Origin of the sequence: Flavobacterium melibiosi, assembly GCF_048158545.1 — a bacterium.
GTDB classification, from domain to species: domain Bacteria; phylum Bacteroidota; class Bacteroidia; order Flavobacteriales; family Flavobacteriaceae; genus Flavobacterium; species Flavobacterium melibiosi.
This window is the reverse complement of record NZ_JBLNKU010000004.1, coordinates 64,498-89,420: the sequence shown is the minus strand read 5'-3', so window position 1 is coordinate 89,420 and position 24,923 is coordinate 64,498. Positions and strand designations below refer to the sequence as shown.

Genomic DNA, 24,923 nt, shown 5'->3' with positions numbered 1-24,923 from the left:
TTTTTACGTTAAAAAAACATCGCTATGGGTTCTCAAGAAATTATAAAAATTGAAGATGACTTTACCTTAATTCGCTTTCAGAATGACGGCACCGATGCCTTTCAAGCCCAACGTGAAGTGAGCAGTGGATTGATTCAGTTTCATTTTGGATTAAAAGGAAATGCAAAATTTATCTTTAATCAAGGAAACTATGCATTAGAACTGAAAGAGGAGAAATCATTGCTTTTGTACAATCCACAAAAGGAACTGCCTTTGAATCTGGAATTAGCGCCAAATTCTTGGGTGATATCGGTGATTATTTCCATCAAAAAGTTTCATGCTTTGTTTTCTACAGAAGCAGATTATATTACTTTTTTAAGCGCTGATAATAAGGACAAAAAGTATTATAACGAAGGAAATATCAGCCCGTCGATGGCAATTGTTTTGTCACAACTGTTTCATTACAGCTTGCATCCGTCGATAAAAAACCTGTACTATAAAGGAAAAGGATACGAATTACTGAGTTTGTACTTCAATAGAACCGAAGATCCAAATGCAGAACAATGTCCGTTTTTAATAGACGAAGACAATGTGATGAAGATTAGAAAAGCCAAAGAAATCATCATTGCCAATATGGCTGAACCGCCCGGATTACAAGAATTAGCTGATGAAATAGGTTTGAATTTAAAGAAACTAAAAATGGGTTTCAAACAAATTTATGGCGATACCGTTTATGGTTTTCTATTTGACTACAAAATGGATTTTGCCCGAAAATTATTGGACAGCGGTTCCTATAATGTAAATGAAGTAGGATTGAAAATTGGTTACAGCACCGGAAGTCATTTCATCGCAGCCTTCAAAAAGAAATTTGCCACTACGCCAAAGAAATATTTGATGTCAATCAACCCAAATATGCAGTAAACAATTGATTTCTTATATTAAACAATAAAAAATAGTTAATCGCAATTTATAAAAAAGTAAGTTTATTTACTTTTGTACCAACAAAAAAAGACAACATGAAAGGTGTATTATTAGTTAATTTAGGTTCTCCGGAAAGTCCAACTCCTAAAGATGTAAAACCATATTTAGATGAATTTTTAATGGACAAATACGTAATTGACGTTCCGTTTTTGTTACGGGCATTATTAGTTCGTGGAATAATTTTACAAACAAGACCTAAAAAATCGGCTGCCGCTTACGCAAAAATATGGTGGGACGAAGGTTCTCCGCTTGTGGTGATTTCCAAAAGAATGCACGCCAAAGTAAAGCAATTAGTTGATGTTCCCGTTTCCTTAGCGATGCGTTATGGAAACCCATCTTTATTGTCTGGTTTACAAGAATTGCATGATAAAGGGGTGAATGAAGTGCTGCTTTTTCCATTGTACCCACAACATGCTATGGCATCTACAACTACAATACTAGAACTGGCCGAAGACTTGCGTAAAAAGCACTTTCCGGAAATGAAATTCACAATTGTTCCTGCATTTTATAACAAACCTGATTATATAAAAAACCTTGCCGATTCTATCAAATGTCATTTAGAAGGTTTTGATTACGACCATTTATTATTCTCCTATCACGGAATCCCGGAGCGTCACATTCGCAAAACGGATATTACCAAATCACATTGTAAAATTGATGGCTCTTGTTGCAGCACACCTTCACCGGCCCATGAATTTTGTTACCGTCACCAATGTTACGAAACGACCAAACAAGTGGTAAAATTATTAGGAATCCCAGAAGGAAAATACAGCCAGACTTTTCAATCCCGATTGGCAGGTGACAAATGGTTGACACCTTACACGGATGTGGAAGTGAACAAAATGCCTGAAAAAGGAATTAAAAAACTTGCTGTAGTAACACCTGCTTTCGTATCGGATTGTTTGGAGACTTTGGAAGAAATTGCCATGGAAGCCAATCATGAATTCAAAGCTCATGGTGGTGAGGAATTTTTAGCAATTCCGTGTTTGAACGACAGTGACGATTGGTGTAAAACAGTAAGCAATTGGATTACGAATTGGTCGAACGCCTCTTCAACCGTTAAAGTTGACTCCGAAAAAATGAACGCTTAAATGGCTGTTACCGCCGATGAGTTAGGAACTCAGGACATCAAAAAACTCTTGATAAAACAGGCGGTTCCGTCTTCTATTGGAATTTTATTCATGTCGGTTAATATTTTAATTGACACCATATTTGTGGGTCAATGGATTGGTTCTTTGGCCATTGCGGCGGTAACCGTAGTTTTGCCCATCACCTTTTTGATTTCTTCTTTGGGAATGGCGATTGGTGTGGGCGGAGGTTCTGTACTTTCCAGAGCATTGGGAGCGAATCACAAAGAAAAAGCATTGCATACCTTTGGCAATCAAATTATGATGACTTTTTTATTGGCGTCTGTTTTTGTGCTATTTGGTCTTTTTTTCAGCGACGAAATGCTGCTTCTTTTTGGTGCGAAAGGAGCCATAATGGAACCCGCAAAAGAATTTTTTATTCCCATAATTATAAGCGTTCCGTTCTTGGCACTTTGCATGATGGGGAACAACGTGATTCGTGCAGAAGGCAAGGCCAAGTTTGCGATGGTCGCCATGATTATCCCCGCATTTATAAATATTTTATTAGACATTATTTTTATAAAATACTTGAATTTAGGAATGTTTGGCGCTGCTTTGGCGACAGCCATATCCTATCTCACTTGCTTTTTATTTGTGTTATGGTTTTTTTATTTTAAAAGTGAACTAAAACTAAAAGCCAGACATTTCAAATTCAATATTCCCATTGCAAAGGAAATAACCGAATTGAGTTTTGTTACTTTTTCAAGACAAGGAGTCGTGAGTATTTTAGCGATAATACTGAATCATACTTTATACACGCACGGTGGCGAACATTCTGTTGCAATTTATGGAATTATAAGCCGAATGTTGATGTTTGCTTTGTTTCCAATTCTGGGAATTACGCAAGGATTTCTACCAATTGCAGGTTTTAATTACGGAGCAGGAAATTATGAAAGAGTCGAAGAAAGTGTGCTGCTTTCGATAAAATATGCTGCCTTTTTAGCCACTGTTATTTTTGTGGTTATTCTAATTTTTGCCAAACCTATAGTCGCTGTTTTTACTACAGATCCACTCGTGATTGCCCAAACTCCGGAAGCGTTGCGCTGGGTTTTTGCGGCTTCGCCAATTATTGCCGTTCAACTTATTGGTGCGGCTTATTTTCAAGCGGCGGGAAAGGCAAAAAAAGCATTGCTTTTGACTTTAAGCAAGCAAGGATTTTTCCTGATTCCGTTAGTGCTGATTCTACCAAATTTTTTAGGTATTTTTGGAGTGTGGATTGCATTCCCAATTGCTGATATTTTATCAACACTATTGACTGGCTATTTTCTAAAAAAAGAAATGAATACAAAACTGATTCAAACTAACGATGGAATACTATAATTACCTTAAATCTCTGCACCTCATCTTTGTAATTACATGGTTTGCAGGATTATTTTACATTGTTCGCTTGTTCGTTTACCAAATTGAAGCGGCACAAAAACCTTCGCCAGAGAAAGAAATTTTACAAAAACAATACAAAATAATGACCTATCGCCTGTGGTACATTATCACTTGGCCATCAGCCGTTTTAGCCAGTATTTTTGCTTTTTGGATGTTGTTTTTTACGGATTTAGGGCGTTCTTGGTTGCAAATGCCTTGGATGCACGTAAAACTTGGCTTCGTATTTGTGTTGTATTTATACCATGCAAAATGCCATCAAATATTCAAGCAATTGCAAAATGACGAAGTGAAATACTCAACAAATTTCATGCGTTTGTGGAACGAAGGCGCGACAATTATCCTTTTTGCAGTAGTTTTTTTAGTAATTTTAAAAAATGCGGTCAACTGGATTTACGGTGTAATTGGAATCTTTCTCTTCTCCATTTTAATTATGCTTGGGTTTAAATTTTATAAAAAAATAAGAGAAAGAAATCAATCTTAATTATGTTCAAAAGTTTCAAAATAGCAATGCTTTCGTTACGAATCAGGATTTTCCTTTCGATGATCGTATTGATATTAATGGCTTCTGTCATATTAGCTTCCATTTCTATTATCCAATTTAAAAATGAAGCTAAAGAATACCACCAAGAGCGTCTGGAACGAAATGAAAACGCAGTAAAACAGCACATCAACTTCATACTTTCCACCACCACTTATCCGTTGACCTCTGGCAATTTAGACTTGATCTTTAAAGATAAAATTCATGAATTAGCACACATCCATAACATCGAAATCAACATATACAGCCTTGACGGAAAACTGCTAAAATCTTCCAAAGAATCATTTTCTGTCGATAAAGTGGCTCCGCCAATTCCTAAGTACATTTTAAAACTGGTTCGCTCTTCGATTGAAAAAAGATACGTGGACATTAAAACTATTGATGGCAAAAAGAACCGCTCTGCTTTCAGCCAAATCAAAGACGACAAATTCAAACCGTTAGGAATCTTAAACCTGCCTTACGTAGAAGACGACGGCTATTATGAAAACGAATTAAAAAGCTTTCTAATTCGCCTGGGACAAGTGTATTCCTTTATGCTTATCGTCGCGTTTGCATTGGCCTATTTTCTTTCTTCATACATCACTAAATCATTGAAAACAATCTCAGATAAGTTAAGCGAAACGAGTTTGAATCAAAAAAACGAGAAAATTGTTCTGGAAGCCAGCAGCAAAGAAATTAATCTTTTGATAAAAGCATACAACGGAATGGTGGATGAACTGGAGAAAAGTGCTATCAAATTAGCGCAAAGCGAACGTGAAGAAGCTTGGCGCGAAATGGCGAAACAGGTGGCGCATGAAATCAAGAATCCGCTTACGCCAATGCGATTAACGGTGCAGAGCTTTCAGCGTAAATTTGACCCGACTGACCCCAATGTAAAGCAGAAAATGAATGACTACTCCGAAACTTTAATCCAGCAAATTGATACGATGAGCGCGGTGGCTTCGGCTTTTTCGAATTTTGCATCGATGCCGGCGCAGCAAAATGAAACCTTAAACGTGGTGGAAGTAGTAGAACTTGCCATGGATATTTTCAACGAAGAATACATTGAATTCCAAAGTGATTCACCCGAAATTATTTCGAAAATTGACCGAACACAACTCATTCGAATCATCACGAATTTAGCGAAGAATGCCATTCAGTCCATTCCGGAACAGCAGGAAAACAAGTCCATTATTGTATCCGTAAAGAAAGAATTAAACAACGTTCTAATTACCGTTGCCGATAACGGAATTGGTATTCAACCCAAAGACATCGACCGTATATTCGAACCAAAATTCACCACCAAAAACAGTGGAATGGGGCTTGGTCTTGGTATTATAAAAAACATTATCGAAAATTATAAAGGAACAATTACCTTTGAAACTGAATTTGGAAAAGGAACAACTTTTATTGTTTCGCTTCCAATAATTAACACCTAAAAATACAATTATGAATTACGAAAATATTTTAATTGCAACTGAAAATAACATCGCAACGATTACCATTAATCGTCCAACTAAACTAAACGCTCTAAATGTTGCCACTATTTCTGATTTGAATAAAGCCTTCAAAACATTAGGAAAAAATGACGAAATTCGTGCTATTATTCTAACTGGAAGCGGTGAAAAAGCTTTTGTAGCCGGTGCTGATATTTCAGAATTTGCTAATTTTTCGATTGAAGAAGGAACACAATTGGCGGCAGAAGGACAAGAAAAATTATTTGATTTTATAGAGAATTTAAAAACTCCGGTAATTGCAGCGGTAAATGGTTTTGCATTGGGTGGCGGATTAGAATTAGCGATGGCGTGTCATTTCAGAGTCGCTTCGGAAAATGCAAAAATGGGATTGCCTGAAGTTTCACTGGGCGTAATTCCGGGTTATGGAGGAACACAACGTTTGCCACAATTGATAGGAAAAGGGCGTGCGATGGAAATGATTATGACCGCAGGAATGGTAACGGCGCAAGATGCCTACAGAACTGGACTGGTAAATCACGTAGTCCCTGAAGCAGAACTTTTAGATTATTGTGTGAGTGTGGCCAATAAAATAATAAAGAATTCACCGTATGCCATTGGCAAAGCGATAAAAGCAGTCAATGCTAATTTCAAAGAAGGAAAAAATGGCTATGAAGCAGAAATAAAAGCCTTTGGAAAATGTTTTGGAACCAAAGATTTTAAAGAAGGAACAACAGCATTTCTGGAGAAAAGGAAAGCAGTGTTTACTGGAAAATAATAACAAAAGAGAGCTACATTGGTTCTCTTTTCAGTTTACAAGTGATTACGTTAAATAATCTTCCCTCAAAAACGGATTGTTTGGTTTACAACACTTAATTTTACAGACCCGTTTCGGAATATAACACACCATCTAAAATTAAACTTATGTCCTTCCAACCTGTATTTGCACTTTTCTGGGAAAATGTAAAAGAAAGCATCCAAAATGGAACTTACGCCAAATTAACACTTGCCAAAACTATTGGTGATACGGAACTGAAAAATATTTATGTGCGCCCCGTTTTACTGGAAAATGACGTATTTAGTCTTTCGGTTACCGCGCGTTACAAAACCGAAGAAATAGAAAGTTTCCATACGCTTGACGAAGCATTTATTGTATTGGCTCCGTATATGAATAACCCGTTTTTAACCGCTTTGTTGTTTACAACGGAGAATGACATCACCTTTAAACTCAATAAAAAAAGAGTAGGAAGCATTATTGAGCAAGCGCCAACTTTTAAAAACGCTTCAGATGTGATTCTTGAAATGAAAGCTAAAGGGATTTCGATTTAAGATTTTTGATTAACGATTGCTGACTTTTGATTTAAAAAACCAGCAATCGAAAAAACATCTGAAATTTAAAATCGTTAATCCGCAATCAAAAATCCTATTTCTCCCCTTCCCATTCCGCATAAAACTGCGCCAGAAATCCTTCCATATAGCGGTGTCTTTCTTCTGCAATTTGTTTTCCGGTCTGGGTATTCATCTTATCTTTCAAAAGCAATAATTTTTCGTAAAAATGATTGAGCGTTGGTGAATCGTTCTTCTTGTATTGCTCCTTAGTCATACTGGAATTTGGAGCAATTTTAGGGTCGTAGAGTGCTCTATTTTTAAACCCACCATAATTGAATGTTCTGGCAATTCCAATGGCGCCAATCGCATCTAAACGATCTGCATCCTGAACCACATCCAATTCTATTGAAGAGAATTTCTTTTCGAAATTACCGCCTTTGTACGAGATGTTGTCAATGATATTCACCACATGAGTGATGATTTCTTCATCAACATTTTCTGATTGCAAAAATGCTCTTGCTATTCTTGGCCCAACGGTTTCGTCACCATCATGAAACTTACTGTCGGCAATGTCATGAAGCAAAGCCCCAAGTTTAACAACAGTGGTATCACAAACTTCATTTTTGGAAATCAAAACGGAATTTTTAAACACTCTTTCGATATGGAACCAGTCATGTCCGCCTTCGGCGTTTTCTAGTTTAGCTTTTACAAAAAGAATGGTTTTGCTTATTAAATCAGGATTTATCATGTATGTATAATCTTAAAAAAAAATGTTGAATTTCAAAGTTATAACTTCAAAATTCAACATTAATTATTCTTAAATTAAAAATTTAAAGTCTAGCTGGCTCTACCCATTTGAAAATATGTGACTCTTGTGGAATGACCAATCTTTCTGAAATTTTGGCCATTCTTCCTGGCAATTTCATCAAATAATCACGGGCTTTTTCTGCATCATCAGTTAAACCAGAAATCTTGTCAATTTCCCATTTGTCAATAAGTTTTTGCATAATATCCACATAATCCGCCGCGGTGTAAACTCCAATACGTTGTGCCGAATCAGAAAATTGTTCGAAAGCAGTACTGATTTTTTCACCGGATTCTCTCAAGAAATGTGCAGGCATAACGATTTTTGCTTTCATCATGTATTGAAAAGCAAGCATCATTTCACTTGGATCAACTTGAAAAATACGGTTTACAAATTCGCTATACGCATGATGATGACGCATCTCGTCACCAGCAATCATTTTGCACATTTTAGACAATTTGTTATCGCCATATTTCTTAGCCATTTGCGCTACCCTGTTGTGTGAAACATAAGTTGCCAGCTCTTGAAAACTGGTATATACAAAGTTTTTGTATGGGTCTCTTCCTGTCCCAATATCAAAACCATCGTTGATAAGGTGTTGCGTTGTCATTTCTACTTCGCGCATGTTTACACGACCTGACAGATACAAATATTTGTTCAGTAAATCACCGTGACGATTTTCCTCTCCAGTCCACTGTCTGATCCATTTAGACCAACCGTTTCTCTCCACATTATCAATCCCTTCTACGTCCATTAACCAGGATTCGTATGTTGGTAATGCTTCCTCAGTAATGGTATCCCCTACTAAAGTTACCCAGAAATCATATGGTAAATCTTTTGCAATTTCACGTAATTCTTTGACCTCATCAAAAAAAGTATCACTTTGGGAATTAGGCAAAAAATCAGTTGGTTGCCATATTTTCTCCACTGGAATTAGATACTGATCGACAAAGCTGTCTACGTTTTTTTCCAAAAACTGCATTACTTCTAATCGAATGTTTTTTATTGACATTATATATAAATTAAATTTTTATTCCTTGAACAACTGCTGTTTCTGTTTTTTTCATTAATTCAGCAAAATTATAATCTTTAACCGCTAACGGTTTGTGTACTACAAAGGTAAGATGATTTCCTAAACCTAAAGGGAAAAATCCGTATTTAACCATTTTCCAAGAATTGTTTATACTTATTGGAACCACGTATGCCGATGGCGCATATTTACATAAAATTTTCAATCCACTTTGAGCAAACTCTTTTGGTTCACCTGTTTTACTTCTTGTTCCTTCCGGGAAAATAACTGCCGTACGATTGTGCTTTTCTATATATTCCGACAATCCTTTGATGGCTGGAATAGCTTGCTTAGGGTCTTTCCGATCAATAAGGACGGAACCTCCATGACGCAAATTAAAAGATACGCTTGGAATGCCGCTTCCTAATTCTTTCTTACTAACAAATTTACAATGAAATCGGCGGAAAAACCAAATCATAGCAATAATATCGTACATACTTTGATGATTGGAGACAAAAATCAAAGGAACATCTTTAGGAATGCTTTCTATATTTTCAAATTTATAGGTTGTTCCTAAAAGATTCGTACATTTTAATAAGAAAAAATTCAGATAATCAACACTTTTTTTATGGGCTTGATAACCAAAAACATTGAAGCAAACCCACTGAATTGGATGAAAAATAACCAATGTAAGACCAAAACATAAATAATAAATTACGGAAATGGGATACGAAATTAGTTTTTGCATGCTTTAAAAATTTGCCACAAAAGTAAGAAATATATTTTTAGCCCGATTTAAATTGGAAACAATATAAAGGCTAAACGTTTAATCGTAACTTTGCACGTCAAAATCTATATCTTTTTTCTATTAAAATGAACTTCACTTACCCAAAAAACGAAAAGCTAAAAAGTAAAATAACCATTGGATTACTGTTTACCGAAGGGAAATCAGTATCTAAATATCCGTTGCGATTGGTGTATAAAGCCGGTTCTTTTGACGAAAGTGAAAAAATTAAAATGGGAGTTTCGGTTTCTAAAAAAAACTTTAAAAAAGCCGTTGATCGTAATTATTTCAAACGTGTGTTGCGCGAAACCTATCGTCTCAACAAACATTTATTGATTGATAATCTGGACCAGCCTTATGCTTTTATGTTTTTTTACCAAACTAAAGACCGGTTGACGTATGCGGAAATTAATACCAAGACCATTCAATTGTTTGAGAAATTCTTGGCTCAAAACAACAAAAAAACGTTATCCGAAAATGACTCAGATTTAGAAAATAAGTAACCCAAATTTTACTAAATAAGACAGAATCGCGTTTGCACTTTATCCCTTATAATTATTGGTGATTTATTCTTAATTTAGTAATCTCAAATTTAGTCCAAAAAACATGAACTTCTTTTTCAAAAAAAAATTCATAATCCCTGTTGTCGCTTCGGCATTTCTTTATGTTGGTGCTAGTTTCAAAGACGATTTTTTTGAAATTGCAAAACAGATAGAGATTTTTACCACCCTTTTCAAGGAGTTGAATAAAAATTATGTTGACGAGACTAATCCCGGAGACTTAATGGATAAAGCCATCAAAGGCATGTTAGCCAGTTTAGACCCCTATACTGTTTATTTTAACGAGCAAGATGTAGTCAGTTTTAAAATAAACAGCACTGGAGAATATACAGGAATAGGTGCTCTACTGACTCGAAAAGACGGAAAATTAATAGTTAGAGAACAATATAAAAATTTTCCGGCTGATAAAGCGGGACTAAAGGCTGGTGACGAAATTACTCATGTTGGAGACATTCTTTTGTCTGATTTTAAAGAAGATGCTTCTCCATTGTTTAAAGGTGCAAAAAACACTAAAATTGACATCAGATACATCCGTCAGGGAAAAAGCTATACTACCCAAATCGTTCGGGATGAAGTTGAAATAAAGTCGGTTCCTTTTTTTGGAAAAATAGATGCTGAAACTGGTTATATCGTTTTATCGCATTTCAACAACAAGGCTTCTGTAGAAACTAAAATGGCATTGGAACAGCTAAAAAATGAAGGTGCAAAAAGAATTGTTTTAGATTTGAGAGACAATCCTGGAGGACTTTTGAACGAAGCGGTAAATATTTGTAATCTTTTTGTTGCCAAAAATGAAATCATAGTAACCACAAAATCAAAAACAGAAAAATTCAACAATACTTATAAAACAACTAGAGAACCCATTGATACTGAAATTCCTTTGATCATTATTGTAAATGGAAAAAGTGCTTCGGCTTCAGAAATTGTTTCAGGTGCTCTACAAGATTTAGATCGTGCTGTGGTATTAGGAAGTCGAAGTTTTGGAAAAGGATTGGTGCAAACGCCGGTTAATTTAACCTATGGAACGCAACTAAAAGTGACCATTTCTCGTTATTACACGCCTTCGGGCAGATGTATTCAAGCCTTGAATTATGCCCATAAAGACAAAAATGGGCTAGCCACAAAAACGGAAGAAAAAAACTATACTGCTTTCAAAACCCGTAAAGGAAGAACGGTTTATGACGGCGGAGGTATTCAGCCGGACATTGAACTTGACGAAACAAAATTAAGTCCGATAACAAATGCGTTAGTAAAAAACGATGGGATCTTTAATTATGTGACAAGCTATTATTATAAAAATCCAAATCTAGGCAATACCATCCCAACGATTTCTGATGCCGATTTTTTAGACTTTAAACAGTTTTTAAAAGCACAAAAATTCTCTTTTGATACCGAAACGGAGTTGGCACTAAAAAACACTTTGGCTGTAGCCAAAAAAGAAAAAATAGACGAATCCATAATCACAGAATACCAACAATTGCTTGCTGCTCTTCAAAAAAGCGAAGAAACATTGCTGGATAAAAATCAAAAAGAAATCAAGAATTTAATTCTAGAAGAAATTATTAAACGATATCAATACCAAGAAGGCCTGTATCAATATTATATAAACAACAATTCTGAAATTAAAAAATCCGTAGGCATTTTGAATAATAATACAGAATACAAATCCATTTTAAAATTGTAATGCATAAATACTTTAAAATAATACTCTTATCGTTTTTTGGATATGTTTCAGCTCAAGAAAAATCCGTACAAACTGTCTATTTTGATTTTGATAAATACAGCCTTTATGATCAACAAATTAAAACTATAATTGATTTTACAAAAAAATTAGATACTACTAAAATTGAGTCTATCCAAATTTATGGTTATTGTGACGACAGAGGTGACAATGATTATAATTATGAATTATCAAAAAATAGAGTAAAAACGGTCCAAAATATTCTTACTTCTAATGGTTTTAATAAAAACAAAATTGTTCTTATTGAAGGAAAAGGACGCGTAATTTTGAAAAAAGATATTGAAGAAAACGTAGCTGAAACCCGGTCTAAAAACAGACGCGTCGATCTGTTTATTGTTAGAAAAAATAGTTTCGGAAAAGGAATTTATAACTCATTTCAGGACAACCACAAAGTTGGCGATCGTGTTTATTTAGAAAATATCTTGTTTGTAATGGGAAGTAGTAAACTTACCGAACAATCCAAGCAAGAATTAGACAAAACTATAATGGTATTGCAAAAAAACCAAACGCTGCAATTTGAAATTAGAGGACATGTATGCTGCACACCCAATTATTATACTGATGCAATCGATGAATTTACTCATGAAAGAAAACTTTCCCTGAATCGTGCCCGAAATGTCTATAGATATCTGATGTCAAAAAAAATTAGTCCGCAACGAATGACTTACAAAGGTTACGGAAATAAATTCCCTTTAGAAAAAGGAGATGCGCTTAACCGAAGAGTAGAGTTTCTTATTTTAAAAATATAGTTAAACTTTCTGCATCTCAATATGCGGAATATCATCTTCCAGATACATTTCGCTGGTTTGTACAAATCCGTGGTTTTCGTAGAATTTTTTTAGATACAACTGTGCTCCAATAGTGATTTTGCTTTCGCCAAAATGATGAGCGATTCCGGCAATTGATTCCCGCATTAAGTCATGTCCCCATTTTCTGTCGCGATAATTCGCATCAACAGTTACCCTTCCGATAGAGGCATTATCAAAACTGATTCCGGGTTTGAATAATCTGGAATGAGCCACAATTTTGCCTTCAAATTCACCTATAAGATGTAACGCTACTTTATCTTTGCCGTCAAGATCAAGATAAACGCAATTTTGCTCTACTACGAAGATTTCACTTCTTAGTTTGAGTATATCATATAGTTCATGAACTGAAAGCGCCTCAAAAGGCTTTATTTTCCATTCTAATGCCATTTTATTATTCCTTTTTAATGATAATTTAAAGTAAGTGTGTTTTATCTTTTCACAATTACAATTGATTTAATAATAGATTCCAATTCATGCATCAGGTCTCTTTTTTCCTTTGATGGTGCATAACAAAAACCTTCCAAAACCAAAATTCTATTGTATTGCTCATCTATAATCGCATAATTGATGAAAGGACCTGCCATAAAATCATTTTTTAATTCCCAAGTTCCTTTGGTCTCGTATGTTTCTTTCTCGTCAAGATTGATCTTTGAAAGATATGGTGCATAGGCCTCTTCGGTAATCATACTAGTATTCGGTTCGGTTCCGCTAATATATAAATTACCTATCGAATCTCGCATTTTAATGATATTCGAAATCAGATTAGAGTCCTTTTTGATTGAGTTTATAGGAACTTGATAAATTAAGAGACTCGTATTTCCTCCAATAATTTCCTTCTTTAACCACATGAAATTGCTTTTGTGAAGCACATACGTATAACCGGAAGGAATCTTTAATGAGATATGGAACTTATTATTAATCAGTTGTGGATTAAGCAATGATTGACTATTGATTCTCTGGCTTTCGGCGATTTCCGTCTGCTTGATTAATCGAATCATTTGTGGTGCATTTTTTTCCAGACATACAATAATATCTGCGGCGGTTTTTCCTGAAATATGAAACACATTTTGAGGTGATGCGTATTGATTTTTTTTTATTTCAAATTTATTTTGCTCTTCTTTCTTTACCACAATAATCGCCCTGGTATCCGTCATGAAACCTTCCAGAAGTTTAACCGGATATTGATTTATGGTAAAAAGCGGTTCTTCCTGCGGCAATCCAATTACTGATGACGCAAACTTATTACGAATGCTGTCTCCTATTTCACCATTCCACAACTGATCATCAATAATTACCGAAATAGTATTGATTTTTCCAGTCGTTTTTCGCGGAAAATCATCATTCTTCTTTGCACAAGAAAAAAACAAGAAGGAAACAAGAAGCAATAAAAAATGGGTTTTATTCATTATAATTTAATTATGAAATAAAACCCAAATTTATAGAAGTTTATCGTATTATCCGTTTATTTTTAACTTCATTCCGGGTTTAATACCTTCCCCGCGAATATCGTTCCATTTTTTAATATCTGAAATACTTACTCCTGGATATTTTTTGGCAATGCTAAATAAAGAGTCTCCTTTTTTTACATAATACTCGACACTCTCTTTTTTGGATATTCCCGCTATATTGGATTTTTTCTTGAAGGAACCAGATGTTGCATTATCAGTAGCAATTACAATCTCGTTCTTGGCAACAATCAAAGTTGCCCCTAAAGCAATGTTATGATTCGATAAATTATTCCATTTTTTCACATCGGCTAAAGAAGCCCCAAATTTATGGGCAATATTCCCTAGATTATCTCCTTTTTGAACCACATATTCTATGTCTTTTCGTTCTGGATTAGAAGCCAATTCTTCTTCTTTGTTAACTTTAACTTCAGAAGCAACTACTCTTTGACTTTCAGAAATTGGTTCTGAAGGAACTGCCTCCACTTTTGATTCTTTCTTAACCGTTCTTACGATACTTTGATCAGTAATTATTTTTAAGGTTTTTCCATAAGAAACGGAATTGCTTCGAAGTTTATTCCATTTTTTTATATCTGCAACAGCAACGTCATACTTATCGGCAATTTCACTTAGATTATCTCCGCGTTTTACTTTGTAATATTTTGTTTTAGGAATCGTAATCCGTTGTGTGGTATAGTTCATTGTATCACGAACAACAATCGCTTTTGTAACCTGAAATGGTTTTTCACGAAAATCAAGTTCATGTTGGGCAAATGCATAAATCTGGTCTTCATTTGACGCAAAAACGGCTATTTTTTCTTGTGGTAATCTCAAATAATGATTTTCATCATGATAAAACGGAATTACATTTAGCTTATATGATGGATTCAAAACCTGCAATTGTGCCACCGGAACATCTAACAAATCAGATATTTGCTTGAATGTCATCTGTTTCTTAATCACAATAGTATCAGTGGCAAAATGTTTCACTGAGGCTCTGTTGGGAACAATTCCGTGCTCTTTGTGGTATTCATAAATGTACATTGTAGCGAGAAAAGCGGGTACATATCCTTGTGTTTCTTTAGGAAGATTTTTTCTGATGTTCCAATAGTTTTGTTGCCCTCCAGAACGTCTAATGGCTTTTGCAACATTACCAGGACCAGAATTATAAGAGGCCAAAACTAAATCCCAATCCCCAAATATTTTATACATATTTGTCATGTATTGCGCCGCGGCTTCACTGGCTTTCAATGGATCGCTGCGTTCATCAACATACGAATCGATTTTCAACCCATATTGTTTTCCAGTTTGATACATAAACTGCCAAAGTCCTGTAGCGCCCATTTTAGAAACTGCTTTTGGATTCAAAGCCGATTCTACAATAGCCAAATATTTTATCTCCAAAGGAACATTTTGTTTCGCCAAAGCTTCTTCAAAAAGCGGAAAATAATATTCTGATGTGCCCATCAAGCGCTCAAATGATTTCTTTCTGTTCTTTAGAAATGATTTAATGATATTTTCCAACCCTTGATTGTACTCAATATTGAAAGGTGATTTGGCATCCATTGCCGCCAGTCTTTCTTTCAAAAGGGCAGTAGGTAATTCATAATCCACTATTTGGTCAATATTAATGTTCTTAATATCATCTGATAGGTTGTTGTACAAATCTAAGTTTGTCAATTCTTTCATCCACAAACTGTCAACACAAGATGCCAGGTCATCTTTTATGAAGGTTTTCTTGATGGAATCTAAATAGGATAATTTTGTTTCTACTTTTACAACGTCTTTATTTACAACTGTTTCTTGCGAAAATAAATGCACGGATGCTAATAGAAAAAACGATAGGGCGGTATTTTTTATATTCATATTTTTACGATCAAAGACCTATATTTCAAATGATTACAAAGCTTGTTTTTACAAACTTAACAGGTTTAAACTAAAAAATTCTATAAATATTGTTAAAAATGCAATCTTTCGTTCATTTGTAAAGAATTTTCACTGGTTTTTGAGGTAAAAAACCCTTTAAAAAATCAATTCTTGAAATTTAACAAAAAAACCTCAGCGATAAATAATATCGCTAAGGTTTTCATTGAATTCTGATACCGGTTTTTTAATTTGAAACATTACAAATCAAACCGGTTTATATTTGTTTAGCAATACGATATTAGTCAAGAATAGCTGCTATTCCTGGCAATGTTCTACCTTCAAGCATTTCTAACATAGCACCACCACCAGTTGATACGTAACTCATTTTGTCTTCCAGACCAAATTGTTTTACCGCTGCTACTGAATCTCCTCCACCTACAAGAGAAAATGCTCCATTTTCTGTAGAAGCTGCGATATATTTACCAAGAGTAATTGTTCCGTTAGCGAAATTTTCCATTTCAAAAACGCCTAATGGTCCATTCCAAAGTATGGTTTTAGACTCCATGATTACCTTTTCAAAGTTTGCCAAAGATTTTGGTCCTGCATCAAGTCCTTGCCATCCGTCTGGAATTGCATTAACATCAACAATTTGCGTTTCAGCATCATTTGAAAATGCATTTGCAGCAACAACATCAACAGGAATATGGATTTGAACTCCTTTTTCTTTAGCCAATCTCAAGATTTCCAATGCCAATTCTTGTTTGTCATCTTCACAAATAGAATCTCCAATTTTACCTCCTAATGCTTTCACAAAAGTAAATGTCATTCCACCACCAATAATCATGTGGTCAACTTTGTCCAAAATATTTTCAATAACCGTGATTTTAGAAGAAACTTTAGATCCACCAAGAACTGCTGTTACTGGTTTCTCACTATTTTTCAAAACTTTGTTCAAGCTTTCGATTTCTTTAGCCAATAATAATCCGAAACATTTTTCAGTTGGAAAAAACTGAGCGATAATTGTAGTCGAAGCGTGTGCTCTGTGTGCAGTTCCAAAAGCGTCGTTTACATAAATATCGCCAAGTGATGCTAATTCTTTTGCGAAAGCAACATCTCCAGCTTCTTCTTCGTCATGAAAACGTAGATTTTCTAATAATAAAACTTCTCCAGCTTGTAATTTTTCAGCAGCATCTTTAGCTGCTGAACCAACACAGTTTGAAGCAAACTGAACAGGTACTCCAAGCACTTCTGAAGTTGTTTTCAAGATATGTTTCAATGAATATTTTTCTTCAACACCTTTTGGTCTGCCTAAATGTGACATCAAAATTACGCTTCCGCCTTGAGCAAGAATGGCATCAATTGTAGGTTTTGCCGCTTCGATACGAGTGGCATCTGTTACATTGAAATTTTCGTCCAAAGGCACATTAAAATCAACACGTATTATTGCTTTTTTAGTTGCAAAATCAAAATCGTTTAAAGTTTTCATTAAGTATATTTTTAGTTTGTTTTTTTTGAAAGAATAACAAATATAGAACTTTTCAGGAACTAAAAAATAAGAATAGTTCTAAAATTAAGGAAATTAACTAACGAAAACGTTGTAATAATCTCAAATTATTTGTTTTTTGGAATTAATTTCAAAAAATATTTGTCTCTAAAATCTTTCCTTTACGGGATTTCTAAAACAACAAGAAGCGCATTTTGGGATAAAGCTTCCCATTCTAAAGAATCAATTCCGGATAAACTTAATCCGTCTTTTGATTCTAATAACCGATTTTCAATTTCAAAAGCACCATTAATTACAAAAACAAAAACGCCTTTCGAATTGTTCTTTAGCGAATAAAATCCTTCTTTTCTTGCCTCATACATTCCTATAAAACCCAATGTATTTGAAATTTCGAATAATGGAATCAGTTGGTTTTTATTGGTTAAACCAAAATTAAACTGTTGAAAATTGTTTTCGAAATCCTGAATTTTGGTATTGAACCCTATTTGTAAATAACTGACATTTTCTTGCTCGTAAGAATTAGTAAGCTCGAAAGTCATTCCTTTTTTGGCAGAAACAATTCGAATTTGCTCGACTCCTATAAAACTTTCATTACACAAACTGTCTTTATAATCTACTCCGCCAAACAGCGGTAAAATAAGCACTGCAGTATTGACTTCCAAAACCGTTTTCATCGAATGTTGGGGCGCCAATATTACTTCGTTTAAAACATGTAAAACTCCGAATGGTTTTCTACTTTCTTCGAAATAACTTCCAAAATTAAAAGTAGAAAAACAGCCGTGTCCATTTGATACCAACTGGCCTCTCGATTCAGATTTGAATATTTGTGCAGGATTTTGTTGTATCATAAAAATAGCCTTTACAATTAAACTATAAACCTGCAAAATTTTAAAATCTTACAGGTTTTGGTATTGTTTTTTATTTACTAATTCAAAAAACTTAACCCGCAACATTTATAGTATGTTCCAAAACAAATCCTTCAGCAATGCTTCCGGTAATTGTTGACAATTCATTGGCCACACCATCTGAAAACACATTATCACTGGCATTATAAGTGTAACCTGACATTCCTTTAGAATAGCCATTAGCTGTCGAGGCATTTACTAACACAACAGCACTATTTGAGCCTTCAGGAAATGCAATTTGAGTAACCAATAACGAGGTTCCAGAAGCACTATAAACATGGACATGAATGTGGGTTGCTCTGCCTCTATACCATCCTGGGAAAATAGATTTGAAACTAACTATTCCATTGGCATTTGTAGTTTGTCTTCCTCTTAAAAAATGAACTGCCGTAAAATCTACTGATTGCATTCCGGTTCCTCCATATTCTGAATAATAACCGTCCTTATCACAATGCCAAATATCTACAATGGCACCAGCTAACGCAGCACAATTGGCATTGGTGTTTTTTATGGCAACATTAATGGTAAATCCTACTCCCGTTCTATCACTCACAATGTTAGTCGTTACTAGTGACGAAGGTGTTTTAGTAGGAAACGGTCCCGCAGTTTCTGAGGAAGTCACTGTACAATTTCCTGATGTAGAAGTAGAACCTGCAGTTCCTGTTGAAGAATTCGCAGCATCACTGTTACAGGCTTTAATTATAGGAATGACCAAAGATCCTAATCCTAATAAGCCCAATCCTTTTAAAAATTCTTTTCTTTCCATAGCAAATACCATTTTAATGTTACAATTATAAAAGTATTTAAATGTAAATAAGTGCTAAAATTTATGAGGTAACCGAAAGATTTTATGCGGTAAACAAATAAAAATCAGGCTAAATTTGTAATTTTTCAACAATAAACACAACACTTATTCTTTATTTATTACAGCAAAAAAAGCACTTTCATAACTCGCACTCACCGGAATTTCTTCCTGATTGATATAAATTATTTTGTTTCGGACCTTTTCAATTTTAGAAATGGGAACAATAAAAGAACGATGTACTCTTATGAATTCCGGAACAGGTAACTTTTGAAGGATTGTTTTCAAAGTCATTCTGGCGACAATAGTTTTCTGATTTTGTATGTGAATTTTAAGGTAATCGTCTAATCCTTCAATGTATAAAATATCCGAAAACAGGATTTTTATCAAACTATAATCGGCACGAATAAATAAATACAATTGCTCTGGATCCTGGTTTTGCAATTTCCATTGCAAAAAGGCTTTTTCTACTGCCTGTTGAAATCGGGAAAATGAAAATGGTTTCAAAATGTAATCGGTAGCACTCAACGTAAATCCTTCAACAGCATATTCAGAATAAGCGGTTGTGAAAATCACCATTGTTTTATGTGGTAAATTTTTAAAGAAATCAATTCCGGAAATGGACGGCATATTAATATCCAAAAACAATAAATCGACAGGATATTTTTTCAAGTATTTGAATGCTTCCTCTGATTTAGTAAATGTTTTTTGCAAATCAACATATTCTATTTTATCACAAAAACTTTGCAAAATATCCAATGCTGGCGGTTCGTCATCAAGAGCAATCGCTTTTATCATCCTACTTTGATTGTTAAGATTACGGTATAATTTTCCTGATTATCATCAATTTTTAAAACATGGTTATTGGGATACAAAAGAGACAATCTCTCGATTGTGTTTTGCAGTCCAATCCCACTATCCGATTGAATGGATTGCACTTTATAATTAGAAACAAATAAAGTTAAATAATCTCCAACAATTGTAATCCGAATAGCAATATCAGAATTCTGATTTGGGTTCACACCGTGCTTGAATGTATTTTCGATAAATGAGATTAAAATAAGTGGTGTGATACATTTGCCAAAAGCGTTACCCTCAACAACATAATCAATTTTTACGGTGTTGCCCAAACGCGTTTTTTGAAGCTGAACAAAATTGTTGATGTAATTAATTTCTTTATCCAAAGCAATCACATCATCATTAGCATTCGTTATGATATACCGCATTAGTTCGGATAATTGTACCACTGCATCAGCCGTTTTATCATCTTTTTTTATCGCTAAAGAATAAATGCTATTCAAGGTATTAAACAAAAAATGAGGGTTAATTTGTGCTTTCAAAAAGGATAATTCCGATTTCATTTTATCCTTCTCCACTTTCTGTAACCGAATATTAATGGCAAATAACAAACTGGAAACAACTCCAATTAAATAAACTAAAGTTGTGTGCCCATATTGCGTTGGTGGTCCTCCCATCGGTCTTAAATCCATAGGTTTTGGCGGAGGCATTCCTCCTTTTGGCGGGTTTCCATGTCCAAAATCCAGAAAATTACGCTCCGGATGATCAAAAACAGTGGCAATCCATAGAAAGAATAATAAAAATAGGACTATAACAATAAAGTACAGTATCAGTTTTTTTGAAAAATAAACTTTCGGAATTAAATAGTAATAATTAAAGTAGAAGAAAACCAGCAACATAAAATAGATCAGAAAATAGATTCTATCATGACCATTACTTGCTAAATTCGGTAAACTAAAAATACTTCCTGACGAAGTAAATGCATACGGCAAAAGCATAAATGCTAAGCACAAGCATAAATGCAACACGTAAAAGGAAATATCTTTTTTCATAAATCAAACTTAACCAATCAAATTTAAGATTCTAACCCGTAGCATTCAAATTATTACGGTGAAAACGTTAATTATTGAGGTAATTACAAATTATCTTAAACAAATACGGTGTTTGATTATGAAATTCAATCCCTTTTTAAGAATCATTTTGCAAACTTCCTAACGTGAAAGTTTGCATCCTAAAATTTTAGACTAAACCATTTTCTGCTATCTTTGCTTTATGCAATTTTCAGAAATTTTAGGACAAGAACACATTAAAAGTCATTTGACAAAAAGTGCTGATTTGGGCAGAATTCCCCATGCGCAACTGTTTGTTGGCCCTGAAGGAAGCGGTACTTTACCCATGGCGATTGCTTATGCACAATACATTATCTGCAGCAATAAAAACGCAGAAAATTCGGGTTCAAATGAAGCCTGCAACATCAAATTCCAGAAAACTTCGCATCCGGATTTGCATTTTATCTATCCAACCGTAAGTACCGAAGATGTAAAAACAAAACCAAAAAGTATCGATTTTATCACGGAATGGAGAGAATTTTTAAACCAAAACCCGTACGGAAGTTTGTTTGATTGGTATCAAACTCTTGGCGTTAAAAATAAACAAGGAGAAATTAGGGTTGACGATGCCCAGGAAATCTTGAAATCGCTCGCTTTAAAATCCTACGAAGGCGGATACAAAGTCATGATTATTTGGATGGCCGATAAATTGAATATTGCCGCTTCCAATAAATTATTGAAACTACTCGAAGAACCTACGGATAGAACGGTTTTTATCCTGATTTCAGAAAACGAAGAAGATATAATCCAAACCATTCGTTCCCGATGCCAAGTCCTACATTTTAACGGGTTAAGTGAAACCGTTATCGCCGAAGCCTTAGTTTCAAGAGAGAACACGGAATCAAAAGAAGCTTTAAAAATAGCGCATCAAGCACAAGGAAATTATAACAAAGCATTGCAATTATTACTACCGGACAGCGAATCCGTTTTTTTCGAAAAATGGTTTGTTGATTGGGTTCGTGCTGCTTTTAGAGCCAAAGGAAATGCAGCCGCCATTCAGGATTTGATCCAATGGAGCGAGCAAATTGCCAGTTTAGGAAGAGAAACCCAAAAGAAGTTTTTACATTTTTGTATTGATATGTTCCGTCAGGCATTGTTACTCAATTACCAAACGGAAAGTTTGGTTTACATGGAGCCAAAAGTGGAAAAATTCAGATTGGAAAATTTTGCTCCTTTTGTAAATGGCAACAACATAAATGATATTTTCAAAGAACTTTCGGATGCCATGTATCACATCGAGCGCAACGGAAACGCAAAAATTATTTTAACCGATTTATCTATAAAACTCACCCGTTTAATTCACAAAAAATAATAAAATGAACAACATTACTTCTATTTTAATTTTAATTTTCCTGGCCATTACTTTCCTGCAATCCGGTTACGACAAACTTTTTTATTGGAAAGATAATGTGGACTGGTTGAAAGGTCATTTTGCCAAAACTCCACTAAAAAATCAAGTGCCGCTGGCCTTACTGAATATTTTAGTATTAGAATTAATTTCCGGTATTTTATGCATTGTTGGTTGCATTGAATTATTCGTAAATAATGGCAGAATATTCGGTTTTTACGGGGCAGTTTTCTCCTGTATCACTTTATTGATGTTACTTTTCGGACAGCGATTAGCCAAAGATTATGATGGTGCAAGAACAATAGTTATCTATTTTATACCCGCTATATTAGCGGTTTATTGGCTAAACTAAAATTTCCAAACGATTATAAAAAACAACAATTCCCTTTTACATAAAAAACATGACTCCAAAACATCCTTCAGAATCCCTGACTATATTAACTGATTTGGTTTTGCCAAGTGAAACCAATCCTTTAAACAATCTTTTTGGTGGCGAATTGTTAGCCCGAATGGATCGTGCAGCCAGTATCGCCGCAGGAAGACATTCTAGGAGAATTGCCGTGACAGCATCTGTAAATCACGTGGCTTTCAATAAAGCCATCCCTCTAGGAAGCGTGGTTATTGTAGAGGCCAAAGTTTCCAGATCATTTAGAAGTTCAATGGAAATATTTATTGATGTTTGGGTTGAAGACAGACAATCCGGAAACCGTACCAAAGCCAATGAAGCAATTTATACTTTTGTTGCAGTTGATGACACCGGTAGACCGGTAGAAGTGCCACAAATCATTCCGGAAACAGAGCTGGAAAAACAACGTTTTGATGCCGCATTGAGACGCAAACAACTCAGTTTAGTTTTAGCAGGAAAATTAAATCCTCACGAAGCTACTGAATTGAAGGCCTTGTTCCAGTAATACAAATAATCAACTTATTTTTTTATTGAAATTTAGATTTAAAATATTCTTTAAAGAGAAAATTTACATTAAAAAAAGAAGTATTTTTACGAAAATAAATGTTCGCACATAAATGAAATTTTCAGGATAATTAGTCATTCTGTCAGTTTCTTAGAGTTATAAAATAATACAAATAGATGAAAGAAAAGGTAAAAGAGAAGATGAGTACAGAGAAAGAATCCAAATTAAAAGCGCTACAACTTACGCTTGACAAACTAGACAAAACGTACGGAAAAGGAACTGTGATGAAAATGGGAGATAAAGCCATTGAAGAAGTGGAAACCATCTCATCAGGATCTTTGGGAATCGATTTAGCGTTAGGCGTTGGCGGTTACCCAAGAGGTAGAATTATTGAAATATACGGTCCAGAATCTTCTGGAAAAACAACCTTAACACTTCATGCCATTGCCGAAGCTCAAAAAGCGGGTGGAATTGCTGCTTTTATTGATGCAGAACATGCTTTTGATAGAAATTATGCAGAGAAGTTAGGAGTAGATATCGAAAACTTAATCATATCACAACCCGACAACGGAGAACAAGCTTTAGAAATTGCTGAAAACTTAATTCGTTCAGGAGCAATTGACATTGTAGTAATTGACTCGGTTGCCGCTTTGACTCCAAAAAGTGAAATTGAAGGAGAAATGGGAGATTCTAAAATGGGTCTTCACGCTCGTTTAATGTCTCAAGCGTTACGTAAATTAACAGGAACCATCAGTAAAACAAATTGTACTGTTTTCTTTATCAATCAATTGAGAGAGAAAATTGGTGTAATGTTTGGTAATCCGGAAACTACAACGGGAGGAAATGCATTGAAGTTTTACGCTTCGGTTCGTTTAGATATCCGTCGTTCTACACAAATTAAAGATGGTGATAATGTCCTTGGAAACAGAACCAAAGTAAAAGTGGTGAAAAACAAGGTAGCTCCACCATTTAAAATTGCTGAATTTGACATCATGTATGGTGAAGGAATTTCAAAAACAGGAGAAATTTTAGATCTTGCAGTAGAGTTTGAAATCATCAAAAAAGCGGGATCTTGGTTCAGTTATGGTGAAACCAAATTAGGACAAGGTCGTGATGCTGTTAAATCTTTAATAAAAGACAATCCGGAATTAGCGGATGAACTTGAAGAAAAAATTAAAGCCAGAATAAAAGAATTAGCAGCAGCATAAAAACTAAAACCCGATATTCTCGGGTTTTTTTAATTTATAACGCAACCTTTTAAAAAAATTTCATCTATTAAGAAAACCGTCAATAAAAACTTTTAAATTGACGGAATAGTATTAACTTTTAATTATTAAAGATGAAAAAAATTGTTTTACTCACCCTGTTTTTATTGACCCTGACGGGCTGTAGTATTGATGATGATCAACCAAATTACAGCTATGAAGTACTTCCAATAGACAGTTACACAGTGCCTCAATCTTTCACTTTAGGGCAAACCTATGAAATAAAATTGAAGTACAAAAAACCTTCAGATTGCCATTCTTTTCAAGGAATCTATTACGATAAAAATTTAAACGTAAGAACAATTGGTATACAAACTACCGTTCTTGAAAGTACAAATTGCACACCTTTAACTACGGAGCCCATTGAGGTTTCTTTCAATTTTTATGTAACCAATACCGGTTCCTATATTTTTAAGTTTTACAAAGGCGAGGACGCCAATGGTCAAAATATATTTGAAGAGGTTGAAATTCCAGTGACTAATTAATGTCCTTAAA

26 protein-coding genes are annotated in these 24,923 nt (G+C 34.6%); 15 read left to right on the top strand and 11 right to left on the bottom strand.

Annotated elements, in window-relative coordinates; translation table 11 throughout:
- Positions 1 to 24: 24 nt before the first annotated feature.
- The 7 genes from ACM55F_RS06175 to ACM55F_RS06145 all read left to right on the top strand — a co-directional run bounded on the left by ACM55F_RS06175 (position 25) and on the right by ACM55F_RS06145 (position 6,767).
- Entirely contained in the window at positions 25 to 900 is an 876-nt protein-coding gene (locus ACM55F_RS06175; RefSeq protein WP_073209286.1) for a helix-turn-helix domain-containing protein, read from the top strand.
- A gap of 95 nt (positions 901 to 995) precedes the next feature.
- The gene (hemH, locus tag ACM55F_RS06170) at positions 996 to 2,051 is read left to right on the top strand and encodes a ferrochelatase (protein WP_416852890.1); all 1,056 of its coding nucleotides are present in this window, start codon (positions 996 to 998) and stop codon (positions 2,049 to 2,051) included.
- Positions 2,052 to 3,407, top strand: a complete 1,356-nt coding sequence (locus tag ACM55F_RS06165) for an MATE family efflux transporter (protein WP_416852889.1) — start codon at positions 2,052 to 2,054, stop codon at positions 3,405 to 3,407.
- Positions 3,394 to 3,948 (top strand): CopD family protein, encoded by a 555-nt coding sequence (locus ACM55F_RS06160; protein ID WP_416852887.1) that lies wholly within the window; start codon positions 3,394 to 3,396, stop codon positions 3,946 to 3,948. The genes ACM55F_RS06165 and ACM55F_RS06160 overlap by 14 nt, the downstream gene beginning before the upstream one ends.
- A gap of 2 nt (positions 3,949 to 3,950) precedes the next feature.
- The gene (locus tag ACM55F_RS06155; RefSeq protein ID WP_416852886.1) at positions 3,951 to 5,423 is read left to right on the top strand and encodes a sensor histidine kinase; all 1,473 of its coding nucleotides are present in this window, start codon (positions 3,951 to 3,953) and stop codon (positions 5,421 to 5,423) included.
- Positions 5,424 to 5,433: 10 nt separating this feature from the next.
- Positions 5,434 to 6,216, top strand: coding sequence for an enoyl-CoA hydratase/isomerase family protein (locus ACM55F_RS06150; protein WP_416852885.1), 783 nt, complete (start codon positions 5,434 to 5,436; stop codon positions 6,214 to 6,216).
- A 146-nt stretch (positions 6,217 to 6,362) separates the two neighbouring features.
- Positions 6,363 to 6,767 carry a hypothetical protein gene (locus ACM55F_RS06145; RefSeq protein WP_416852883.1) on the top strand — a complete coding sequence of 135 codons (405 nt, stop codon included), beginning with the start codon at positions 6,363 to 6,365 and terminating at the stop codon, positions 6,765 to 6,767.
- Positions 6,768 to 6,861: 94 nt separating this feature from the next.
- On the opposite strand, the gene ACM55F_RS06140 is transcribed toward ACM55F_RS06145, so the two are convergent.
- The 3 genes from ACM55F_RS06140 to ACM55F_RS06130 form a co-directional block, all read right to left on the bottom strand.
- A complete protein-coding gene (locus ACM55F_RS06140) occupies positions 6,862 to 7,515 on the bottom strand; it encodes an HD domain-containing protein (RefSeq protein WP_416852882.1) in 654 nt (217 codons plus the stop codon).
- A gap of 82 nt (positions 7,516 to 7,597) precedes the next feature.
- Entirely contained in the window at positions 7,598 to 8,584 is a 987-nt protein-coding gene (locus ACM55F_RS06135; protein ID WP_416852881.1) for an acyl-ACP desaturase, read from the bottom strand.
- A 10-nt stretch (positions 8,585 to 8,594) separates the two neighbouring features.
- The gene (locus ACM55F_RS06130; protein ID WP_416852880.1) at positions 8,595 to 9,329 is read right to left on the bottom strand and encodes a lysophospholipid acyltransferase family protein; all 735 of its coding nucleotides are present in this window, start codon (positions 9,327 to 9,329) and stop codon (positions 8,595 to 8,597) included.
- Positions 9,330 to 9,454: 125 nt separating this feature from the next.
- On the opposite strand from ACM55F_RS06130, the gene rnpA reads away from it, so the two are divergent.
- The 3 genes from rnpA (at position 9,455) to ACM55F_RS06115 (ending at position 12,415) form a co-directional block, all read left to right on the top strand.
- Positions 9,455 to 9,868: a ribonuclease P protein component gene (gene rnpA, locus ACM55F_RS06125; RefSeq protein ID WP_416852879.1), complete on the top strand. Its 414-nt coding sequence runs from the start codon at positions 9,455 to 9,457 to the stop codon at positions 9,866 to 9,868.
- Positions 9,869 to 9,971: 103 nt separating this feature from the next.
- Positions 9,972 to 11,609, top strand: a complete 1,638-nt coding sequence (locus ACM55F_RS06120; RefSeq protein WP_416852877.1) for a S41 family peptidase — start codon at positions 9,972 to 9,974, stop codon at positions 11,607 to 11,609.
- Positions 11,609 to 12,415, top strand: coding sequence for an OmpA family protein (locus ACM55F_RS06115; protein WP_416852876.1), 807 nt, complete (start codon positions 11,609 to 11,611; stop codon positions 12,413 to 12,415). The genes ACM55F_RS06120 and ACM55F_RS06115 overlap by 1 nt, the downstream gene beginning before the upstream one ends.
- On the opposite strand, the gene ACM55F_RS06110 is transcribed toward ACM55F_RS06115, so the two are convergent.
- From ACM55F_RS06110 to ACM55F_RS06075, 8 genes are all read right to left on the bottom strand, one after another.
- Positions 12,416 to 12,862 carry a GNAT family N-acetyltransferase gene (locus tag ACM55F_RS06110; protein WP_416852875.1) on the bottom strand — a complete coding sequence of 149 codons (447 nt, stop codon included), beginning with the start codon at positions 12,860 to 12,862 and terminating at the stop codon, positions 12,416 to 12,418.
- Between the two features lie 41 nt (positions 12,863 to 12,903).
- Positions 12,904 to 13,881 (bottom strand): DUF4837 family protein, encoded by a 978-nt coding sequence (locus ACM55F_RS06105; RefSeq protein ID WP_416852873.1) that lies wholly within the window; start codon positions 13,879 to 13,881, stop codon positions 12,904 to 12,906.
- Between the two features lie 48 nt (positions 13,882 to 13,929).
- The gene (locus ACM55F_RS06100) at positions 13,930 to 15,786 is read right to left on the bottom strand and encodes a LysM peptidoglycan-binding domain-containing protein (protein WP_416852872.1); all 1,857 of its coding nucleotides are present in this window, start codon (positions 15,784 to 15,786) and stop codon (positions 13,930 to 13,932) included.
- 298 nt (positions 15,787 to 16,084) lie between these two features.
- Positions 16,085 to 17,272, bottom strand: a complete 1,188-nt coding sequence (locus ACM55F_RS06095; protein WP_416852871.1) for a phosphoglycerate kinase — start codon at positions 17,270 to 17,272, stop codon at positions 16,085 to 16,087.
- A 179-nt stretch (positions 17,273 to 17,451) separates the two neighbouring features.
- Positions 17,452 to 18,138, bottom strand: a complete 687-nt coding sequence (locus tag ACM55F_RS06090; protein ID WP_416852870.1) for a pirin family protein — start codon at positions 18,136 to 18,138, stop codon at positions 17,452 to 17,454.
- Between the two features lie 91 nt (positions 18,139 to 18,229).
- A complete protein-coding gene (locus ACM55F_RS06085) occupies positions 18,230 to 18,961 on the bottom strand; it encodes a dioxygenase family protein (protein ID WP_416852869.1) in 732 nt (243 codons plus the stop codon).
- Positions 18,962 to 19,105: 144 nt separating this feature from the next.
- A complete protein-coding gene (locus ACM55F_RS06080; protein ID WP_416852868.1) occupies positions 19,106 to 19,795 on the bottom strand; it encodes a LytR/AlgR family response regulator transcription factor in 690 nt (229 codons plus the stop codon).
- Entirely contained in the window at positions 19,792 to 20,847 is a 1,056-nt protein-coding gene (locus ACM55F_RS06075) for a sensor histidine kinase (protein ID WP_416852867.1), read from the bottom strand. Before ACM55F_RS06075 ends, ACM55F_RS06080 begins: the two co-directional genes overlap by 4 nt.
- A gap of 220 nt (positions 20,848 to 21,067) precedes the next feature.
- Between ACM55F_RS06075 and ACM55F_RS06070 the strand changes: the two genes are divergently transcribed.
- From ACM55F_RS06070 to ACM55F_RS06050, 5 genes are all read left to right on the top strand, one after another.
- Positions 21,068 to 22,216, top strand: coding sequence for a DNA polymerase III subunit (locus ACM55F_RS06070; RefSeq protein ID WP_416852865.1), 1,149 nt, complete (start codon positions 21,068 to 21,070; stop codon positions 22,214 to 22,216).
- A gap of 4 nt (positions 22,217 to 22,220) precedes the next feature.
- Positions 22,221 to 22,604, top strand: a complete 384-nt coding sequence (locus ACM55F_RS06065) for a DoxX family membrane protein (RefSeq protein ID WP_416852864.1) — start codon at positions 22,221 to 22,223, stop codon at positions 22,602 to 22,604.
- 49 nt (positions 22,605 to 22,653) lie between these two features.
- Positions 22,654 to 23,163 (top strand): acyl-CoA thioesterase, encoded by a 510-nt coding sequence (locus ACM55F_RS06060; RefSeq protein WP_416852863.1) that lies wholly within the window; start codon positions 22,654 to 22,656, stop codon positions 23,161 to 23,163.
- Positions 23,164 to 23,363: 200 nt separating this feature from the next.
- Positions 23,364 to 24,371, top strand: coding sequence for a recombinase RecA (gene recA, locus ACM55F_RS06055; protein ID WP_282727903.1), 1,008 nt, complete (start codon positions 23,364 to 23,366; stop codon positions 24,369 to 24,371).
- 131 nt (positions 24,372 to 24,502) lie between these two features.
- Positions 24,503 to 24,913, top strand: coding sequence for a lipoprotein (locus ACM55F_RS06050; RefSeq protein WP_416852861.1), 411 nt, complete (start codon positions 24,503 to 24,505; stop codon positions 24,911 to 24,913).
- Positions 24,914 to 24,923 lie beyond the last annotated feature (10 nt).

What these genes read in the sequence shown, in the direction of transcription:
- ACM55F_RS06165 (WP_416852889.1), top strand. Translation starts at nt 2,052, where the DNA reads ATGGCTGTTACCGCCGATGAGTTAGGAACTCAGGACATCAAAAAACTC.
- ACM55F_RS06155 (WP_416852886.1), top strand. Translation starts at nt 3,951, where the DNA reads ATGTTCAAAAGTTTCAAAATAGCAATGCTTTCGTTACGAATCAGGATT.
- ACM55F_RS06095 (WP_416852871.1), bottom strand. Translation starts at nt 17,272, where the DNA reads ATGAAAACTTTAAACGATTTTGATTTTGCAACTAAAAAAGCAATAATA.
- ACM55F_RS06085 (WP_416852869.1), bottom strand. Translation starts at nt 18,961, where the DNA reads ATGGAAAGAAAAGAATTTTTAAAAGGATTGGGCTTATTAGGATTAGGA.
- recA (WP_282727903.1), top strand. Translation starts at nt 23,364, where the DNA reads ATGAGTACAGAGAAAGAATCCAAATTAAAAGCGCTACAACTTACGCTT.
- hemH (WP_416852890.1), top strand. Translation starts at nt 996, where the DNA reads ATGAAAGGTGTATTATTAGTTAATTTAGGTTCTCCGGAAAGTCCAACT.
- ACM55F_RS06100 (WP_416852872.1), bottom strand. Translation starts at nt 15,786, where the DNA reads ATGAATATAAAAAATACCGCCCTATCGTTTTTTCTATTAGCATCCGTG.
- rnpA (WP_416852879.1), top strand. Translation starts at nt 9,455, where the DNA reads ATGAACTTCACTTACCCAAAAAACGAAAAGCTAAAAAGTAAAATAACC.
- ACM55F_RS06145 (WP_416852883.1), top strand. Translation starts at nt 6,363, where the DNA reads ATGTCCTTCCAACCTGTATTTGCACTTTTCTGGGAAAATGTAAAAGAA.
- ACM55F_RS06150 (WP_416852885.1), top strand. Translation starts at nt 5,434, where the DNA reads ATGAATTACGAAAATATTTTAATTGCAACTGAAAATAACATCGCAACG.
- ACM55F_RS06115 (WP_416852876.1), top strand. Translation starts at nt 11,609, where the DNA reads ATGCATAAATACTTTAAAATAATACTCTTATCGTTTTTTGGATATGTT.
- ACM55F_RS06060 (WP_416852863.1), top strand. Translation starts at nt 22,654, where the DNA reads ATGACTCCAAAACATCCTTCAGAATCCCTGACTATATTAACTGATTTG.
- ACM55F_RS06110 (WP_416852875.1), bottom strand. Translation starts at nt 12,862, where the DNA reads ATGGCATTAGAATGGAAAATAAAGCCTTTTGAGGCGCTTTCAGTTCAT.
- ACM55F_RS06140 (WP_416852882.1), bottom strand. Translation starts at nt 7,515, where the DNA reads ATGATAAATCCTGATTTAATAAGCAAAACCATTCTTTTTGTAAAAGCT.
- ACM55F_RS06075 (WP_416852867.1), bottom strand. Translation starts at nt 20,847, where the DNA reads ATGAAAAAAGATATTTCCTTTTACGTGTTGCATTTATGCTTGTGCTTA.
- ACM55F_RS06090 (WP_416852870.1), bottom strand. Translation starts at nt 18,138, where the DNA reads ATGATACAACAAAATCCTGCACAAATATTCAAATCTGAATCGAGAGGC.
- ACM55F_RS06080 (WP_416852868.1), bottom strand. Translation starts at nt 19,795, where the DNA reads ATGATAAAAGCGATTGCTCTTGATGACGAACCGCCAGCATTGGATATT.
- ACM55F_RS06135 (WP_416852881.1), bottom strand. Translation starts at nt 8,584, where the DNA reads ATGTCAATAAAAAACATTCGATTAGAAGTAATGCAGTTTTTGGAAAAA.
- ACM55F_RS06105 (WP_416852873.1), bottom strand. Translation starts at nt 13,881, where the DNA reads ATGAATAAAACCCATTTTTTATTGCTTCTTGTTTCCTTCTTGTTTTTT.
- ACM55F_RS06070 (WP_416852865.1), top strand. Translation starts at nt 21,068, where the DNA reads ATGCAATTTTCAGAAATTTTAGGACAAGAACACATTAAAAGTCATTTG.
- ACM55F_RS06160 (WP_416852887.1), top strand. Translation starts at nt 3,394, where the DNA reads ATGGAATACTATAATTACCTTAAATCTCTGCACCTCATCTTTGTAATT.
- ACM55F_RS06050 (WP_416852861.1), top strand. Translation starts at nt 24,503, where the DNA reads ATGAAAAAAATTGTTTTACTCACCCTGTTTTTATTGACCCTGACGGGC.
- ACM55F_RS06175 (WP_073209286.1), top strand. Translation starts at nt 25, where the DNA reads ATGGGTTCTCAAGAAATTATAAAAATTGAAGATGACTTTACCTTAATT.
- ACM55F_RS06120 (WP_416852877.1), top strand. Translation starts at nt 9,972, where the DNA reads ATGAACTTCTTTTTCAAAAAAAAATTCATAATCCCTGTTGTCGCTTCG.
- ACM55F_RS06065 (WP_416852864.1), top strand. Translation starts at nt 22,221, where the DNA reads ATGAACAACATTACTTCTATTTTAATTTTAATTTTCCTGGCCATTACT.
- ACM55F_RS06130 (WP_416852880.1), bottom strand. Translation starts at nt 9,329, where the DNA reads ATGCAAAAACTAATTTCGTATCCCATTTCCGTAATTTATTATTTATGT.